General features: G+C 48.7%; 14 protein-coding genes. 1 reads left to right on the top strand and 13 read right to left on the bottom strand.

Annotated features, from left to right (window positions below):
- Positions 1–11: 11 nt before the first annotated feature.
- The 7 genes from KJW29_RS04730 to KJW29_RS04700 form a co-directional block, all read right to left on the bottom strand.
- Positions 12–911 carry an ABC transporter permease gene (locus tag KJW29_RS04730; protein ID WP_214628939.1) on the bottom strand — a complete coding sequence of 300 codons (900 nt, stop codon included), beginning with the start codon at positions 909–911 and terminating at the stop codon, positions 12–14.
- Positions 908–2125, bottom strand: a complete 1218-nt coding sequence (locus tag KJW29_RS04725; RefSeq protein WP_214628938.1) for a M24 family metallopeptidase — start codon at positions 2123–2125, stop codon at positions 908–910. The genes KJW29_RS04730 and KJW29_RS04725 overlap by 4 nt, the downstream gene beginning before the upstream one ends.
- A gap of 56 nt (positions 2126–2181) precedes the next feature.
- On the bottom strand, positions 2182–3219 hold the full coding sequence (locus KJW29_RS04720) for a phosphotriesterase family protein (protein ID WP_246608802.1): 1038 nt from the start codon (positions 3217–3219) through the stop codon (positions 2182–2184).
- Positions 3220–3314: 95 nt separating this feature from the next.
- Positions 3315–4991: an extracellular solute-binding protein gene (locus KJW29_RS04715; protein ID WP_214628936.1), complete on the bottom strand. Its 1677-nt coding sequence runs from the start codon at positions 4989–4991 to the stop codon at positions 3315–3317.
- A 62-nt stretch (positions 4992–5053) separates the two neighbouring features.
- Positions 5054–6442 (bottom strand): response regulator transcription factor, encoded by a 1389-nt coding sequence (locus KJW29_RS04710; protein ID WP_214628935.1) that lies wholly within the window; start codon positions 6440–6442, stop codon positions 5054–5056.
- A 1-nt stretch (position 6443) separates the two neighbouring features.
- Positions 6444–8198 (bottom strand): sensor histidine kinase, encoded by a 1755-nt coding sequence (locus KJW29_RS04705; protein WP_214628934.1) that lies wholly within the window; start codon positions 8196–8198, stop codon positions 6444–6446.
- Positions 8199–8341: 143 nt separating this feature from the next.
- Positions 8342–8926, bottom strand: coding sequence for an SGNH/GDSL hydrolase family protein (locus KJW29_RS04700; RefSeq protein ID WP_214628933.1), 585 nt, complete (start codon positions 8924–8926; stop codon positions 8342–8344).
- An 865-nt stretch (positions 8927–9791) separates the two neighbouring features.
- Here KJW29_RS04700 and KJW29_RS04695 point away from each other — a divergent pair.
- On the top strand, positions 9792–10562 hold the full coding sequence (locus tag KJW29_RS04695; RefSeq protein WP_246608587.1) for an IclR family transcriptional regulator: 771 nt from the start codon (positions 9792–9794) through the stop codon (positions 10560–10562).
- 185 nt (positions 10563–10747) lie between these two features.
- Here the strand turns inward: KJW29_RS04695 and KJW29_RS04690 are convergent, their stop codons facing one another.
- Genes KJW29_RS04690 through KJW29_RS04665 form a run of 6 tightly spaced genes read right to left on the bottom strand, consistent with a single transcriptional unit; the run spans position 10748 to position 18810 of the window.
- Complete coding sequence (locus KJW29_RS04690; RefSeq protein WP_214628931.1) at positions 10748–11728, bottom strand: carbohydrate ABC transporter permease; 981 nt, start codon at positions 11726–11728, stop codon at positions 10748–10750.
- A 9-nt stretch (positions 11729–11737) separates the two neighbouring features.
- Complete coding sequence (locus tag KJW29_RS04685; RefSeq protein ID WP_187105015.1) at positions 11738–12622, bottom strand: carbohydrate ABC transporter permease; 885 nt, start codon at positions 12620–12622, stop codon at positions 11738–11740.
- 1 nt (position 12623) lies between these two features.
- Entirely contained in the window at positions 12624–14873 is a 2250-nt protein-coding gene (locus tag KJW29_RS04680; protein ID WP_214628930.1) for a DUF5696 domain-containing protein, read from the bottom strand.
- On the bottom strand, positions 14866–16923 hold the full coding sequence (locus KJW29_RS04675) for a YIP1 family protein (protein ID WP_214628929.1): 2058 nt from the start codon (positions 16921–16923) through the stop codon (positions 14866–14868). Before KJW29_RS04675 ends, KJW29_RS04680 begins: the two co-directional genes overlap by 8 nt.
- Before the next feature lie 30 nt (positions 16924–16953).
- On the bottom strand, positions 16954–17820 hold the full coding sequence (locus KJW29_RS04670; protein WP_246608586.1) for a carbohydrate ABC transporter permease: 867 nt from the start codon (positions 17818–17820) through the stop codon (positions 16954–16956).
- Positions 17821–18810, bottom strand: coding sequence for a carbohydrate ABC transporter permease (locus KJW29_RS04665; RefSeq protein WP_214628928.1), 990 nt, complete (start codon positions 18808–18810; stop codon positions 17821–17823).
- Position 18811 lies beyond the last annotated feature (1 nt).

Genomic DNA, 18811 nt, shown 5'->3' with positions numbered 1-18811 from the left:
TCTTCCCTTCATCAAAAAATTCTGTAGTTGACGAGCCGGTAAGCCAGAAAATACGACAACGCGATTAAAACGAACGATACGACCGACTTGAACAGGCCGATTGCCGTGGCTACCCCGAACTGGGCATCCAGCAGCCCGATCCGATAGATCAGCGTGTCGAGGATATCTCCGCTCTGATAGACGCTCGGACTATACAGATTAAACACTTGATCGAAGCCGGCGTTCAGCACGTTGCCGAGACTTAGCGTTGCCATAAGGACGATAATCGGGACCATGCCGGGAAGCGTGACATGCCACATTTGACGCATATGGTTCGCTCCGTCGACAATGGCCGCTTCGTACAAGGCGGGATTAATCCCGGTTATCGCCGCGAGGAAGACGATGGTGCTGAAGCCGAACTCCTTCCATACATCCGAAACAATCAGAACGGAAGGAAACCAATTGTTGCTCCCCAGGAAAAAGACGGTGTCCAATCCCAATGCCTGCATCAGTTGGTTCACGATCCCCTCCGAAGGAGATAGAACATCAACCAGTATCCCGCCAAGAATGACCCAGGACATAAAATGCGGCAAATAAATCAATGTCTGCACACCGCGTTTGATAAACATGACTTTCAATTCATTGAGCAGGATGGCAATAATAATCGGGACGATCATGCCCAGGACGATTTTCATCGATGCGATAAAAACCGTATTATAAAGAACCTGCCAAATATCGGGCATCTTCAAGACATAACGAAAATTGCCGAAACCGATCCAATCCGATCCGAACAGCCCTTTGATCGGAATAAATTTTTGAAAGGCGATTCCGATCCCCGCCATCGGATAGTAGCAGAACACAAGCAAGACAAGGATGCCCGGAACCAGCATCAGATGGAGAGGAACCTGCTGCTTCAGCTTCTGCATGCTCATGCTTCCGCATATCCCATCATGCCGGTTGAGATGATCCGTTGTTCTTTCCACGTTTTGCTCAGATGCCGGACAAGCGGCGACATCGATTCGTAGCCATCCTCCGTCACGAGAAGACTTTCCTCGATGCGGTTGGAGCCATGCGGATGCCCGAACAGGCTGACATCCGTGTTGACGGTCATCCCGGCTTCGAATAGCGCCTCGGCATGTTCGTCCGGATACGGCGATTCCGCTTCCGCCAATCCGCAGCCATGCATCGGCGGGTACAGGTCGTATGGCGTCACCCCTTGTTCCCGGAAGTAGCCTTTAACAGCCCGTACGACTTCGCCTTGCTTCTCCCCGGCCTTGATCTTGGACAGAGCAATATCCTCCGCTTCAACAAGAATGTCGATAAAAGCCTTCTGTTCCTCGCTGATCGTGCCGGCGACAAACGGGAAGTTCAGCGTGGCGACATAACCCTCGACCTGAACGGCGATGGCTGCCATAATCATATCCCCGTCTTCGATCACCTTGCGCGATGCCCGTCCGATAATCGTGTTGACGCGCTCTCCGCTCGTCAGCAAGCAGAACGGGATGCTCTCGGCCCCTTGGCGAGTACATTCCCCATAGGCAAGCGCGGCAAGCTCCAGCTCGGTCATGCCTGGCCGAACCTGCTCGATCATCAGCCGATAGCCGGCATCGGCAATGCGCGCCGCCTCTTGCAGGCAAGCCACCTCATGAGGCGATTTGGCCATCCGCAGCCGGAACAGCAAGTCTGACGCATCGACGATTTCAATCCCGTCGAAGCCGCGCTCGATCGCTTGCATAAGCGGGACCGGTATCGCATCCAGCCCGACTATGCCCAACCTTCGCAATGCCGTACCGGCTTGAAGCTCCTTGTTGATCGCGGCCAGACTTGTATAATTCGCATGCGGATATTCAATTTGATCCGGCACCGTGACGCAGTTGAATTCAGGCAACAGCCGCACATCCGGCCAAGCGCTCATCTCGCGGCAGAACATCTCTCCCTCGGGCGCCGCGATAATAAACGGATCGCCTTCGAGCGGCACAATCGCCGCCCCGCGCTCGAACAGCGGCCAGTAGTTGCCGACATAACGCAAGTTTTCTTTTCTGTACTCATCCCCGTAAACGAGGCAGGCCTGCAAGCCTTGCTCGCGCATTAATGCCCGCAGCCTTTCGACTCTTTGCGCATATTCTTCTTGTGGTATGACTGCCATATTTTCAATATCCTCCTTCTTGCATTTCAGTTCAGTCGCCCTTTAAATGAACGATATTAAGACTCCCCATTATCCATAAATTGCGCAGGATTATGGCACATCAGCGTTTCGATCTGCCGGGGGGTTATTCCCGCATCCTCCATCATCGGTATAATATTGGTCAGCATATGGTCGAAGCCCCAGCCGCCGTAACGATGCAAGCAAGTTTTCAGGCAAACATCGGTCGAGACAAGGATTTGCGACAGGAATCCCCAATCGATCAATTGCTTGATCGCCTTCACCCGCTCGATATCCCGGGCGAATAAGCCGCGAAGCACGCTTCGGTCCCGTTTGTCCGCATAAAACTCCTTGCCGAAATTATCAAATTCTACATATACGCCGAGGTTACACAAATCTTTGATATAGGGCATTCGGATATCGACATCGATATGGTTGATGCATATTTTTTCGGCTGCGGCTCCATGTTTGGTTAATAGATCCACGATTTCGTAGCCGTTTTCCGTATACAGATCGGTATGCACATGCAAGCCGAGTCCCGTTTCCTTCTGGGCAAGAGCGGCGGCAATAAGCGTTTTTCGTTCATTTGGATAGATGATTTCGCTCGTTCCGATTTCTCCGATGACCCCTGCTTTAATGGCGGTTCCGTCTATTCCGACGGTAATTTCCCGCAGCAGCTCTTCCGTTATGCTTTCGACCGTTCTGTCATCCATATCCGGCAGATGCGATCCCCGCACATAGTAGCCACAGCCTGCGATTATGTGCAAATCCAACTCTCTGGCCAATCCTGCCAATAGAACCGGATCTCTCCCGATATCGCGAAGGGTAAGGTCGACGAACGTCTTCCCTCCCGCTTTCTTAAACTGCAACAGCTCGTCGCGGACGACGTCTTCTTCGTCAATAACCGCATTATCCAGCACGGCATACGGATTGCGCATCAGCTTTCCGAAATTGCGCAGCTCCACTTGTTCCCCAGCCAGCTTCTGCTGGGCGATGCCGACGGGCGACGGCACCAATCGCCTTAGATCAATGAAAGCATGCTCATGGGGCAGAACCCATCCGAGAGCATCCTTGCCCACCTTTCCCGTTACCGTCATAATCGACAATCGATTCATCTCCTAGCGTAGGATTCTCGGGAGAAGCAGGCGGATACGCGCCTGCCCCCCCCCCGAGTCTCCATCCAATCTGTTCCCTACTTGCTTGCCTTCCAATTAGCGACTTCCGAAGTAATCGTATCCCCGCCAAGATTTTTCCAATTGACGACGAATTCATCGAAGGCGTCGATAGAGGATTCGCCCATAACGATTTTTGTGAACGTTTCCAGCTCCATTTTCAACAAGGTCGCTTCTTTCTCCACCATGGTCTGCGTCGGTCCAGAGATAAAGGACGTCATCTTAAATTGATCCTTCGTATGGTAGTCGTACAAGACGGTAATCGCGTCAAAAAATCTCGTAAAACCCCAACCGTTCAAATCGCCATTATTGAATTCATTAATACCCTTGTAGAAATTCGCCTGCCCCGGATTGCTTGTCAAATTAAGCAGCGACTCATCTTGTTGCTTCACAGCTTTGGAAACATCTTCGTAGGTCTCCACGTTCTGAATCGGATTAGCCGCTTGCAACAACGCGTATTGCCATTTCTCCACATCGCCGTTCATGTTCATATCCGTTAGCGGATACTTCTCCCGATCCCAGTCGTGGCTAGCCGCGTTCAGCAGCTTGACCGCCGCTTCGGGATTTTTCATGCCTTTGCGCACTACATAATATTGGTCGATATTGTATTCCGTTTGCGGCCGGGCAGCCGTAGCGTCGATGGAGGGCAAATGAAACGGTTTCCATTCCATCTCGGGATCAAGCGTCTTGCCATCCAGGAACAACAGCGGCGACCAATCGGCGCCGTAGAACATGCCTAACTTTCCGGCATTTACGGTTTGAATAAATTTTTCTTTATCCTTCACGCCGAACTCGCGGTCGATATAGCCATTGGCATACATCTCTTGCAGCTTGGCAAGCGCCTGCTTCATTTCCGGCTGGATGCTGCCGTAGACAAGCTGTCCGGATTCATCCTCCACCCAGCTTTTCGGATAGGCATGATAGCCATTAAAGAACCCTTCGAGCCCTGGCTCCAGACCATAAAAATCTTTGGCCGCCCCCAGCCCGTGCGTATCGTTTTTATCGTTGCCATCCGGGTCCTGAGTGACGAACGCTTCCGCGATTTTGAACACGTCGTCCATCGTTTTCGGTTCAGGCAAACCCACTTTTTCCAGCCAGTCCGTACGTACCCACAGGAGCGGCGCGGTATCGAACGAGCCCGGGTTGACCGGCAGCCCCAGCAGCTTCCCGTCGAAGGTCGCCGATTCGATGCCGAGCCCGCCGTCCTTCATAAGCAGCTCTTTCATTTTCGGCGTCCCGTAATTTTCCAATGCTTCCGTCAAATCCTCTAACTGCCCGGCTTCCACCAATTGATTGAATTGAATGCCGTTGACCGGCATTATGTCCGCCAGTTTGTTGGAAGCCATCGCGATGTTGAATTTTTGGTCGTACTGGGACGGATCGGACACCCACAAATATTTGATTTTAATGCCAAACTCCTCTTCATACAGCTTTGTCCATGCATTATTCTCGATGGTTTCTCCGTTTTCGAACTTCAAATTGGAATTGACCGTTCGGATGGCAGTCACTTCAATCGGAGGATCGATCTTGCCAAGCGGTTCCATGCTCACGGCTTCTCCCGCCCCGCCGTTCCCCGCGACTTCGGTGTTCTCAGGCTTCGTACTGTTTCCATTGCCTTGATTGGTACAGGCCGCGGTCAACACGAGCACGCTAACTAATGTGGATCGCAGTAATAAATTTGCCGTCTTGCCTTTCATATCCCAGCCCCCTGTTCCTATTTGCTTGCATCTCCAATTATAAAATACGCCTCTCCCCCGTTCTATCGACGATCCTTGTCTTTCTTGACCTTTGTTGCCTTCTTGAAATCCTTCTCCATGATCGAGCGCTCCCGATACTCTTGCGGTGTCATTCCGTTGAGCCGCTTGAACGAACGGTTGAACTGGGACGCGCCTTCATAACCTGCCGTTGCGGCTATCTCCTGAATCTTCATCCCTGTTTCCTCCAATAGCATCCTCGCCTTCTTCATCCGTTCCTGCGTAATATAGTCCGATAACATCATGCCGGTCGTCCGCCTGTACAATCGGGACAGATAGGTCGGGCTATGATGGACCAAGGTGGCTAGCGCGGTTAAACTTAAATCCCCGCCCAGATGGTCTGTGACATAATGCTGTATAAACAGGATGAGCTGCTCGGCATGTTCCCCGTCGGCCGGTTCGTAGGACGAAGACGGTTTGTCCGAATCCTGGATCAGCATTTCCTGTCCGTTGCCTGCATACCGGCCCAGCAAATCCGTCAATGCTTTCATCCGGGACCCGATTTGTTCCCAGCCGTAAGGCTCGCGCGCGATAACAAAAGATACGGGATGCTTTAACAGCTTCGTACAGGTTTGCTGGACGGTTTCCATAATCGAATAAACTCTTGTTTTCAAATGCTTCCACGCGCGCTGCTCCTGCTCGTCATCTCCCGCTGCCCCGGCCATCCATGCTCCAGGTTGAATAAACCATACGATTTTATAAGCTTCCAGGGTAAAGGAGAGTTGAATGCAAGTCGGCATTAAATATTCGGCGGCAATATTTTGACAAGCGTAAAGAAGCAGCGTTCTCTCGGATTCGCTCATTCCTTCTTCCCAGCCGTCCATGCTTCCTACAACAAGGAACACGGGTTTATCCGGCAAAATAGGCATATCGGATTCGGCAAACTTCCTCGCGCGTACTTTGGGAGCAGGAACGGGTTCCGCTATCATTTCCAGCAAGGTGTTTTTTTGCAACGCAGGGATCGCCAGCTGCAGCTTTGTTTTTGCATGCAAATCCTGATTCATCTGTTCCTCAAGCTTGTCCAATTCGGCAAAGGCTTTCTCAACCGCCTCGAGCAACACATGGTCATCTTCGTTTTTGAGCACATAGTCGACTACCCCTCCCATGCGAATGGCCTTGCGGGCATAGTCAAATTCGTTGAAACCCGTAAGAAAAATCACTTTGCACATTGGCCAGCTGTGAATAATCCGCTCATGCAATTCAATGCCGCTCATGCCGGGCATTCGAATATCCGAAATAACAACATCGATTCGATTATGGGCCAAGCAGTCTAGCGCTTCATAAACATTAAAGGCACGGTATGCCTCCAGCTCCCTTTGCGAACCTTCGGCAAGCAACTGAAAAATATTGTTTACAATAAACGGCTCATCATCGACGATCAGTATACGGTACATATTAGTCTCCTTTGTGATTGGGATCGGCGGGGATATAGATTCGGACAATAAGCCCCTTCTCTTCTCCAGGCGACACTTCCAGCCCGCCGCGGTCGCCGTATCGCAGCTTCAAGCGGCGCTGGATATTAACGAGCCCGGTCGTTTCTCCTTCTTCCAGGCCCTCCAACTGGCGGGATAGCAGCTCGAATTCCGTCTCTGTCATGCCGGCTCCGTTATCCTGAACGAAAAACCAAAGTTGACCGGCCTCATGCCGGAACCAGATTTGCAAACTCCCGCCCGCAATCGTGTCGCCAAGCCCATGTTCGTAAACGTTCTCGACCAACGGCTGCAGGATTAAGCGCGGGACCTTTATGTCTTCGCAATCCGGAGGCAAGTCGCCGAACGCGACTTCGATTCGATTCGAAAAACGCACATTTTGAATCTCTACATAGGAACGAACGTGGTTCACTTCATCCTTAAGCGCGACTTCTTCCAAGCCGTTTCTCGTAATGAATTGAAAATAATCGCCTAAGTTTTTGGAAACCAATTCGGCCGTTTGATTGTCGCTGTGTTTAATCAACCGATGCAAAATATAAAAGCTATTGTACAGAAAATGCGGCGTAATCTGCATCTGCAATTGCTTGAGCTCCGATTGCTGAAGTCTGATCTTCTGTACATAAAGCTCATCGATCAACGTTCGCAGCCGCTTCACGGCATGGTCAAAGCGATTAAACAAGTAACCGAACTCATCCGCGCGCAAAGGCATCTGGATTGTATTTAAATTGCCTTCCTCCACGCTTCTAAACCGGCGAACCAGCATTTGCAAAGGTCGTTGAATCAAAAGATAGATCCCATACGAAAACAGGACAACGATAATCAAGGAACTGCCTACAAGCAGCCAAAACCAGGTACCGTAAGTTTTAAGCTGCCCTACTAATAGATTCTCGGGAAAATAAAAGACCAGAGTCGCATCGAGAAAAGCGGAGGAATCAATAACAACCACATAATTTTCTTTGCCGACCTTCACTTGCTCCGTCGAAAAGGACAGCCCTTCGCGCTGTTCTACATAAGCCCTCACCGTTTCAATCGCTTCCGGATAATGATCATTAGAAAGGCTCCAATTCGAGTTAAAAAGCAAGGCTCCCCCTTCTTGAGGGAAAGACGCCAACGCGCCTGCCAATGCTTCTTGCGATAGCTCAATATTGTGAATAAACGCCGGCGGCTTCCAATCGTTATCCTTGTTCAACAAAAAGGTAGGATAAGTTAAATTTAGATGCAGTCGATGATCCCAGGCGGTTATAGGGACGCCATTGGTATAGGTAGCAAGCGCTACTGCCTCCATCTCTTCCTTGATGCCCGGTTGGTCCATCAGGTGAGAAGTGGATACGACGCCCCCCATCGAATCGATGTATACGGTAATATCCTTGATGTAGCTGCTAGAGTCCTTGAGGGCAACAAGCTTGTCCGTCAAATCATTAATCGCTTTGCTTCGCTGATAAGCGGACAGAATGGAACTGGCACTGCTCAGCTTCAGCAGATCTTCATCATTTACGAAAGTTTGCTGTGCCCGGATAACACGTTCCAGCTCCTTCTCCAGATTGGCGAAATAATAATGAATCGTTGTCGAGATCGAATGCGAGATTTGGCTTTTCACCTCTCGTTTGCCAAGCTCGTTTAACACGAGGCTTAATGTAAACAAAGGCAAGACGATAATCATAAAGGTAACAATAATTTTGGTGAAAATAGGTATGTTATCAAATTTAAGCTTTGACCACACTTTATCAACTCCCCGATTTATATATCCTACCTATTTTAACTTGAATGGCTGCAGTAGCACCTCATAAAAATTAAAAAAAGTGCCCTTATCTTTGGCCACAAAGACAAGAACACTCGAATTCCGCTCGACCGATGCCACTCCCTCTACAGCTTCTCCAGAATCAGTTTTGCTGCTTGCTCGGCGCATAACCTATAACCTTCTTCTGTGAGGTGAAGGCCATCTTCGCACTTGTAATAGTTTTTATCTTGCAGCATTAACGAATATAAATCGTTGACCGTTATACCTTCTTCGGCCGCCACCCGTTTAGCCGTTTCATTATAGCGGACAACCCAATCATTGTTGAATTTGATATGTACGGCTGTCCCAGTGTTATCCAGCGAATAGCCGCTACTGAGCACCGGGGTGGTTGTCGCGAATATAATCGCCGCGCCATTGCGGCGAATTTCGCCAATAATTCTTTTTAAAAAATGAATATATTCATCGATTGGATGAATCGCTTCCGTCATGGGCGCTTCGATGTTCATATCCCAATAACCGTTATTCCAGTGGACCACATCAAATTTGCCATGCTTTCTAAAAAGCTGATTGGCTTGCCAGAGCGTATACGCCGCAAAACGGCCATTGTCTTTAGCGTCGTAATAAACCTCGCATTTATCTTTCAAAAGATCCCTGACATATTCGTCATATCCCATACGAATGGAATCACCTAATAAGAGAACCTTTTTCATTGAACTCTCCTCCGCATCTAGCTGACCTGCAAGGTCAACGCGATTAATCTAACTCCTCTTCAGTGTACTCTCGCTCATATGAATATTATTTATCAAAAAGACCATGAATCGTGTCAAAAAGTCCACTCTTTGGCATGTCTTCCATCGGCGTTTTTAACGCCTACAACTGCTCGTTCGCCTACTTTTTGGAGCCATAGGCGTTACTAACGCTTATGGGCGCTAATCTGAGTTACTTTCCGGTCCATCGGCGTTTTTAACGCCTACAATTGCTCGTTCGCCTACTTTTTGGACCCATAGGCGTTACTAACGCCTATGGACGCTAATCTCAGTTACTTTACGATCCATCGGCGTTTTTAACGCCTACAATCGCTCGTTCGCCTACTTTTTGGACCCATAGGCGTTACTAACGCCTATGGACGCTAATCTCAGTTACTTTACGATCCATCGGCGTTTTTAACGCCTACAATCGCTCGTTCGCCTATTTTTTGGAGCCATAGGCGTTATTAACGCCTATGGACGCTAATCTGAGTTACTTTACGGTCCATCGGCGTTTTTAACGCCTACAGCAGCTCGTTCGCCTACTTTTTGGACCCATAGGCGTTACTAACGCTTATGGGCGCTAATCTGAGTTACTTTCCGGTCCATCGGCGTTATTAACGCCTACAATCGCTCGTTCGCCTATTTTTTGGAGCCATAGGCGTTATTAACGCCTATGGACGCTTTTCGCCTTAAGAGACGCTTGCGGAAAAATCGCCTTACCGCCTGTATTCGAAGCAGGCATATCGACATTTCGCGGCAAATAAGGTAGAATCATATTAGGTTTCATATTTATGAAATCTTTTCTATGAAGGGTGGAGTTGGAAATATGAGTCAACAGGCACCAAAGGTTAAATCAGCAGATCGTGTGCTTGACATACTTGAGCTTTTTACAGGTGAACAGGAATCTTATAATCTGACTGAAATCGCCAAAAGCTTGAATATGCCGCCAAGCAGCACGTATCTCATTCTTCAAAACATGTTAAACAGAGGGTATCTGGAGACGGATCGGTCGAAAAAACAGTTCCGCATCGGCTACAAGCTGTTTACCATTCGATCCGGCTACATGCGAAATACGAGCTTAACCGGAGAATACTATCAGATCGCGGAACGAATTATCGATGATGTAAACGAAACCGTCAGCTTGGCCATACGGGTGGGGAATCAAATTCAATACATTGGCGAGAAAGTAAGCTCGCATGCGCTTCGCTTTAATCATAGCTTGGGAACAACATTGCCTCTCCATGCTACGGCATCCGGAAAAATTTTACTTGCCGATCTGTCCATGGAGGAGCTGCGGGACTTGTATCCGACCGATCAACTGGAGAAGGTTACAGACAAGACGATCTCCACCTTTCCCGACCTCTTGAAGGAGCTGGAGAAAGTAAGAACCCAGGGGTTTGGCTATAACATGGGGGAAACGGTCGACGGCGTACATTGCATTGCAGGCGCTGTCTTGGATGCAGAGGGCAAGGTGGCTGCTTCCATCAGCATCTCTATACCAGTCGTTCGTATTACTGGCGAGTTGTGGGGCAGGGTGCATGATTGGATCAAACGATCGTGCGAAGAACTTAGCAGCAAAGTGTATCAACAGCACTAACGCCGATTGAACTAGCAAAAAGAGCTATCCAAAAGTGTTCGAATGATAAGGGAACGTTCCAATCGATACGCGAAAGGACCTCGATTTCCACTGTAAAGTGGGATGAGGTCCTTTTTCTCGAAAAAATCCGACTTAACGCGGCGCTCGAAAAGTATACGTTTTCGGTTCTCGAAAACGGATTTCTGCTATTCTACAAGCCCCGTACGTTCAATACCTTCTGTAAACCAGCGTTGGGCAATCAAGTACACAATTAGCGGCGGCATAATGATGAGAAACGCGGCTGCCATCTTCGGCCCTTCAGAGATGGGATCCTTGCCGTAAGCGCCGACGTTAACCACTTCATTGCCCATCAACTCCGCTGTGAGCGAGTTCAATCTCATCGACAACGGGGTGAAGTCATTGCTAAGAAACATAGCCGCATCGCTGTTCATATTCCAATACCAGACGAACGAAAATAAGAACACAACAAGGCTTGCCGCGCCGGCAAGCGGCAGCATAATGCGGAAGAACAGGCGGAAGATCGATGCTCCATCCATCTTGGCCGCTTCCTCCAGCGCTTTCGGCTGAGCCAGGAAAAATTGCCTGAAAATAATAATAAACAAAGCGCCGCGCAAACCCTGGCCAAACAACGCAGGGATAAAAACAACAAGCGGCGTGTCTAGCCAGTTAAGCTGATCATAAATCATATAGAGAGGGATAACGGTTATTTGCGGCGGAACGAGAAAAGTAACAATAATGAGAATAAAAAATATATTTTTCCCCGGAAACCGCAGCCGTGCTAGCGCATATCCGGTAATCGAGCAGGACAGCACCTGCAGCAGCGATCCCACGGAGGAAATAAAGATCGTATCCAAAAAGGCTTCGACATATCGCAACCCATCCCAAGCATCGACATAATTTTGCCAATACAGCTCTCGCGGTATTAGTTGTACGAGCGGGTCGATAAGATCGGGAACGCTCTTGAGGCTGGTTGATATCATTTCGAGAATAGGCTGTAAATAGAGGAACGCAATGACCGTCAGCAATACAAAAATGATCAATTTCGCGACCAGTCCATCATTTACATTTTGACCGAGCAAAACCCGCTTAACCTGCTGCGATCTGCGGCTCGATAAAGTTTTTGTCACTTCCAGCCTGATCTGCTTAATGGAGTCTTCCATTTTCATCGCGCACACTCACCTTCCTTTTGTCGCACGGTAGGTCAAGCCCAACGTTACCGACAGCAACAGTAAGACTAAGGCGAAATACAACCATGCCATTGCGCTTGCATAACCGTAGCCTGTCGTTGGAGAAAACATATTGCTCGTAATAATGCCCAAGATGCTGTTAAACGGAAAGGTGAACAAATCGACAATGGTGTAGACGGCGTTCAACCCTATAAAGGGGACCATGGCGGGAAAGGTGATTTTCCAAAAGCTCTCCCAGGGAGACGCGCCGTCTACGCGAATGGCTTCATAGATCGTTTTCGGTATCGTCTGGAATCCGGCGATAAAGATTAAGATCTGCACGCCGGAATACCACAAAATAATAACGGCTTGACTAAGAATGCCAACAAGCGATGCCGCTGTCCGTTCATCAAAATTTTTATGGATGATGGCCTCAATATTATATTGCTCGATAAAGGGCAGCTCGCCTGCTCCCTGCGTAAATAGCTCCATCACCACTTGCCCTGTGGCAAAAATGACTGGCAGGAAAAAGATGGCGCGCATCGCTCCGCGGCCGGGAAACCTTTGATTGAGCAACAGAGCTACGAAGAAAGAGAAAATCAGGATTAGAGGGATGATGATGACCAATTCCTGCAATAACGTTATCAGCTCAATGCGATAATTGCTATTCTCAAACCATACCCGTTTATAGTTTTCAAGACCTACCCATGTGTAGGAGAACCCCCCGGCCCGAAAATAAAGCGTATTAAAGCTGTTGTACAATGACCAGCCAACAGGAAAGGCGACAAATGCCGCAAATCCGATCATCCAGGGAAGCATAAACAAGTATCCGACTCCGTATTCTTGCATGCGGAAAACGAAAAGCCCTTTGCGCCGTGCTTTCTCGCTGTTCATCTTATTTCGCTCCCCCCTTCGTCACTTCGAATTGGTTCCTGTTGTAATCCACTTGTACGGTTGTGCCGTCCTCGTAAGTCGTTGCGTATATCCCTTCCGCCAGCTTCTCATGATCGAGGATTCGTTGATGATAAACGGAGGCGAGCTGGTTGAACTTCTCATACTCTTCTATGATCCGATCCTTCCAGATGTCATATTCGCTGCTAAAAATAAATACATAATCCGTATCCTTCAGCACCCGATTCTCCTCGTACGTAAGCCCGAAAAACGGGATAGCGCCGTATTCAATCGCTCTCAGAAGCTCCTTATCATAAACGTTGCGTTCATTGGCAGGCGCCGCCGTATATTCAATCATTCCGTGAACGACGATTGGATAAAAAGGAACCATCTCATCGATGATCATATCGTAACTCCAATCGTATGGCAGCGATTGGACGAAATCGACATGCTGGAGCGAATAGCTGAAGCCTTTATATACGCCGGCTCCACCCAGCTCCTTGCGGGTGTAATCGAGCAGCGCCTCGTAATAGTAGGCCGTCTCCTTTCTTGTAAGCGGAGCATCTTCGTTGTGATCGCTAAACAATTCATCGCCTGGCCCGTCGATATAATGGATGCCGTCCACCCCAAGCTCCTTCAGTTGATCGATCACTTCTTTTTGCGCTTGGACGATTTTGATCGGATTGACAATGAATTCAGTGTATGGTCGTATGCCTCCCTGTTTAAATTGCAGTACTGTCGAGTCGATCGAGCGAATGCCATCTGATTTGATATCGAAGGAAGAAGCTTTCGAATTTCTCCATGCCGCGTAATCTTCGAAATAAACCGTAAAACCTTTCTCATGCATGGACTGAATAAATCGCTTCGCGCCTTCGTTGCCGCCTAGCTCGCTGACAACAGGAAATCGCTCATCCGTATCATATCGGCCGCTGTTCTGCCAGCCTTGATAACTCAGCCTCATATTGGTCACGCCCTGCTGCATCAATTCTTCGACGATTTGTTCCGCTTGGTCGAAAGTGGTTGCCGGCTCATAATCGCTGCCGCCGAATTTCGGCTTTGTCCCTCCCCCTAAAAAAGACAATTGGATCGGAACATTGTCTGTCTGCGGCAACGGGCTGCCCAGCATGCCGTTTTCCTCCAGATATTCGCGATAGCTATGCGCCATGCCGACGTAATCCGCGGCCTCTCCGGACAACAATCGATACTCCACGCTGCGGTCGTGCTGCGTCCTTTCCTTTTGAATGGTTATGACGAGTTGATCCGTAACTCCGCTTACTCTCCGACCATATTCTTCGCGATAGCTGAAGTTTGCGCTCGCCGTATGATAGCTGGATACTTGGCCGGGAAGCGCAGCTTTGATCGAAGCTGAGAATTGTCCGTCCTTTACGATGGCGGCAAATGCATGCTCTCCCCGTTTTAGGCCAAACACGGGATAGCCGATTTCTTCGCGTCTTCCCCTATTTTCATTGCTTACCTTCAAGCTTGCCATATCGTTTCCATAGATAGGAAATTCGTAGCTATTTATATTGGCTGGCCGCTTGCGATCATAATAGATCAACCCGCCCGGCCCGTCCGGCACGAACAAGTATCCCGGCTCCTCCGCCTTTGACACCCCGCCAAAAAAAGGCAACAGATTAATGGCAAAAATTTTATTGTCGCCCGATTCTGCAATGCCCTCGCTTGGTATGCGCGCTTCCAGCCCGTGCTCGGTCAAGACATATTGGATAACAAAGGACAGATGCAGCTCCGGATAGGTATAGCTGGCTTGAATCCCTTTGTCTCCCATTAACGTATAACTGATCTCGATTTTCGAATCTATCGAATTTTTCACCAAGCGTCTCGGTTGACTGCCAGATACGTATTCCAATATATAGGGAGATTCGAGATTGGCCAGCAGGGCTCCTTGAACGGTTTCTTTGCCAAGCTGCTCTTTGGACGGATTGCTTCGCCACAAGTAGCCGCTCTGCTTGTCGAGCACCGTAATTTGGCTTGTGCCAGGGTCGATCTTCAGTGCAAACGAGCCATTGTCCGCCACATCAACAAAGCCATTCCCCCCGGCAGCGGGAGCCTGCCACTGTTCACCCTCCACAACCGCCATTAAGTCAATGGAATGCGGACGAATGCCCATGGACTGCAGGGACGGCTGCCGATCCCACCCCAAAATAATGATGGCGGCAGCAAGGATGACCACTGCGGAAGAGGCTGCTGCAATGCGTTGCCATCGTTTGCTGGTTGGCCATAGCCTTCTAGCCATAGTTAATCACCTCCCGATACACTTGGTTAAAGAAATCAAGCAGGTTGCCGCTAAGCGCAACAAAAATAATGATAAAGATCCACATAACTCCAATGGTGAACAATGTAATTCCCGCATTTTTAAAGGATTCGAGAAAATCGAAGTTATGGATGACCTGCGTCATCACAAAAAGCAATAAAACGATCCACAGCCACTTGAGTTGATGGATGAGATCAATGACGATCCATTCTTCAAGTACCAACGCATTGGAAAGGAGTGTAGCCGGAATCGTCATCACGATAAATGGAACGATCGCAAAGGTGCTTGCTTGAAGCACTTCCCGGAAACGGCCCTCGCCGCCCTTAACGGAGCTGACCAAATAATTGGCGATGATCCAGGTTAACCAAGGCGCAATCAGCATAAGGAGAGAGAGTCTTACATTGAACCAGGCTAAATTGAAAGGATGGGCGATAAATCCGGAGCCAAATATCGACCAGATATGAACCCCGATTGCAAGCAATACGATTAAAATAAGGACGAACCACGATATATTTCTTTCTTTCAGCCGGTAAAATCCATTATAAGGATGAAAGATTAAATAAAATGCATCCCCTAATTCACTTCCGTATTGCTTTACTTTAGGATGCCATGTCCGACTGCGAACGAATGCTTTCGCTCGTTTAAACAAGAAGACAAGCGCCGCTGTCAAAACGAGCAATGAAACTAGAGAAACGAAGAAATATCGCTGGAGCCAGTCGTATCGAAGACTCCAGAAAGCATCCGAGTAACCTTCCGCATCATAAGACTGCTTAAAATAATCAATCGCAAGCTCATAGTCTCGATCTTGAAGCGCAATTTTGCCAAGCCCGTTAAACGAAATATTTAGCATGCCATTATGCCGAATAACTTCTTCCCAATAGGGCTTGCTCTTGGCATAATCGCCTTCGTAATAATAATGGGCTGCGGTTAGAAACGTGTCGCCGAAGCTCGTTCGCTTAAAGATATGAATCAGATTCGTGCCGCTGTCCGCTACCCATATGTCATTATTGGCATTGACGGCAAGACTCGAAGCAAAGCTGACCATCCCAAGCTGACGAGCGTTTTTATCCGCTCCGCCCAGATAAAATAAAAGATCGCCCGTTGGATCATAGATGGCTATATTTCCGCTGACCCGATCCATCCCATACAAAAAGCCTTGGGAGTCGTAAGCGGTATCAACCAAATCATATTCGAAAAACGGTTTATTCTGAAAAGCGTCAAACCCGCCGGCATTCAGTTTCTTGATTTGCCCATCGTTGGTTTTGCCCGTGCTTGTCGTAAATAGGAACCCGTCCCCCGTGAGAGTCACATTTTGAATCGAATTTGGCCGTTTGGCTATTTCTTTAGCCAGCATTTCCTTCGAGAGGATCGACCTTTTCAACTGATCAAGCCACGTCAGCTTCGTTTTGTTCGCCCCGAAAAATCCGGTAAACTCGCCTTCCGGATTCATGCGAAGCAAGCCTTGATGCGTATCTTTAACGACGACATACATCACTCCGCGAGCATCCACAACCACCTTTGTAGGCAGAAAGTGATAGTCGCCGCCCAAAACGTTCGACGCCGGCTTGTCATAGGTTTGCTCTACCTGGCCAGCCGCATTAAATTTGACGATGTTCCCTGCAGCCGTATTCGCCGCATAGATCGCGCCGTCTTCGGCAACAAACACCCCTTCCGGCTGATTAAGCGTGACCAGGCCTTCCTCATCGCCAATACTCCGAATGTATTGGCCCTGCTCATTAAATTGGACGATCCGATTATTTCCTGTATCTGCAACATAAACATCCCCATTGCCTGTGACAAACAAGTCGCTCGGCTTGCTAAGCGGCACTGCCATATCATTGCCGTCTATCACCTTCTCCGGGAGATAGATCGGTTGAACATAATACTGCATCCCGCCAACGGAATGGTCGATATACACCGTTCTATAAGGCGGACCGGCGGAAATAAGGGACGGAAAGAGCAAACAAAGCAGGCACAATAAGGCAATCACTTTTACTTTTAAAGGTCTAAAACCATTTCGCATAAGGCTCATTGTCGACAGCCCCCCCTCTGTAGCCCCATCTTATTTCACGCCTGAGTGCAGCATCGTTTGAATCATTTTTCGCTGGAATAATAGAAACATAATCAAGTTAGGCAAAAACATGATCAGACCTATGGCGGCGGCAAGGCTTGTCGCGGCAACGCCCGGCACGTTTACCACGAGCGCCGTAGCGTAATAGGCGAGCGTCTTCATCGTTTCCTTTGTCATAAAAAACGTGGAGGTTTCCACATCCAGATAGACGGCCTGGAACGTAATAATGGACACGGTAGCTACTGCCGGAGCCGTTAACGGAATAATGATTTTGGTAAAGATGTACATATCGGACGCTCCGTCGAGCTTGGCCGCTTCCGTTAGAGAGGCGGGGATTTGGTCGATGAATTGCCTCATTAAAAAAACCGCAAGCGGTGAAGCTAGAAACGGCAATATATGAGCGAAATAAGTGTCCTTAAGCCCTAAACCGCTAATGACCAGATAGCGGGGAATCGCTACCGTCTCGGGAGCAAACATAAGCGAGATTAGAATGAGCCCCATAATCATCGTTTTAAAGTGGAAGCGATGCTTGGACAGCACATACCCGGCCATTGTGCTCACCAGGATGACGGCCCCCGTGGCGATGGCCGAAATAACCGCGCTATTGAACAAATAACGCGTAAATGGCACCAACCCCGCCGTAGAACTCAGCAGAAGCTGCTCGAAGTTCCGCCACGTAGGCTGCTTTACCAAAATCGTCGGCGGATATGCAAATAATTCATTAAGCGGCTTAAATGCATGATTAAATAAAAAGATGATGGGGATTAGCATAAATATCCCTACCGCTGTGAGAAATACGATCAGTACAATTCGAGAGAACGATATTTGCTTCCGCAGCTTTCGCATCGCATTTAACATCTACTGCTCCCCCTTCGAACCGAATAGGACAAAACAAATCCTCCATAATACGTAGCTCATTAGAAGCAATACAACGGATAAAGCGGATGCATAACCCCATTCGTACCGGATAAAAGCATAATCATCGATATGGTTCGTGATGAGATGGCCGGCATAGTTCGGCGTAATTGTGACTCCCGTCAATTGCGTGGAAATGGCCCCCGCCTTAAGAGTGCCGACAATAGCCATCACGGCGCTAAACAGCATCTGCGGCTTCATGGAAGGGATGGTAATGTAATAAACTTCCTGCAGACTGTTTTTAATTCCATCGATTCGACCCGCTTCATACAGCTCCGTATTAACGGTTTGCAGACCGCCGAGCATCGCCAGAAAACCGACCCCCATACTGGTCCACAAGGTCACGATAATCATAACGATCATCAAATATTTCGGATCCTGCAGCCATAATTGCGGGGACTCGATCATGCCAAACCGCAGCAATAAATTGTTTAAGTAACCGACCTGATCGCCGCTAAAGGTGGCCGCCCATACAACGGATAGGGCTACTCCGCCCACCATGGCTGGCGCATATAAGGCAAGCGTAAAATAATCGCGAATCGATTTGGGCAATTGATGAATCAGCCAAGCGAACACAAATGCCAGCAAATATCCTCCCGGCCCCACAATAATCGCGAATTTCAACGTATTAGGCAGCGTGTATTTCATAAACACAACATCTTGCGTCAGCATGTAAATAAACTGACTGAAGCCAACAAACCTCGGAAATTCGATCCCGTTAAAATTTGTTACACTGAGCAGGGCTGCAATAAAGACCGGAATAATAATAAAACAAGCAAAGCAAAGCATAAAGGGCGCCAAAAACAAATAGGACATCCGATCACGCCAAACTTCCCGCATAAACGTTTTGACTCGGCGCGTATATAGGGGGGAAGTCTTTTTGGGGCCGGCTGCTGGCGACTTAACCAATTCGGTATGTTGTGCGGACTCCATC

This window comes from Paenibacillus agaridevorans, from assembly GCF_018604145.1.
In the GTDB taxonomy this organism is placed as follows: domain Bacteria; phylum Bacillota; class Bacilli; order Paenibacillales; family Paenibacillaceae; genus Pristimantibacillus; species Pristimantibacillus agaridevorans.
The sequence above is the reverse complement of the archived record's forward strand: the minus strand, read 5'-3'. Positions and strand labels throughout refer to the sequence as shown.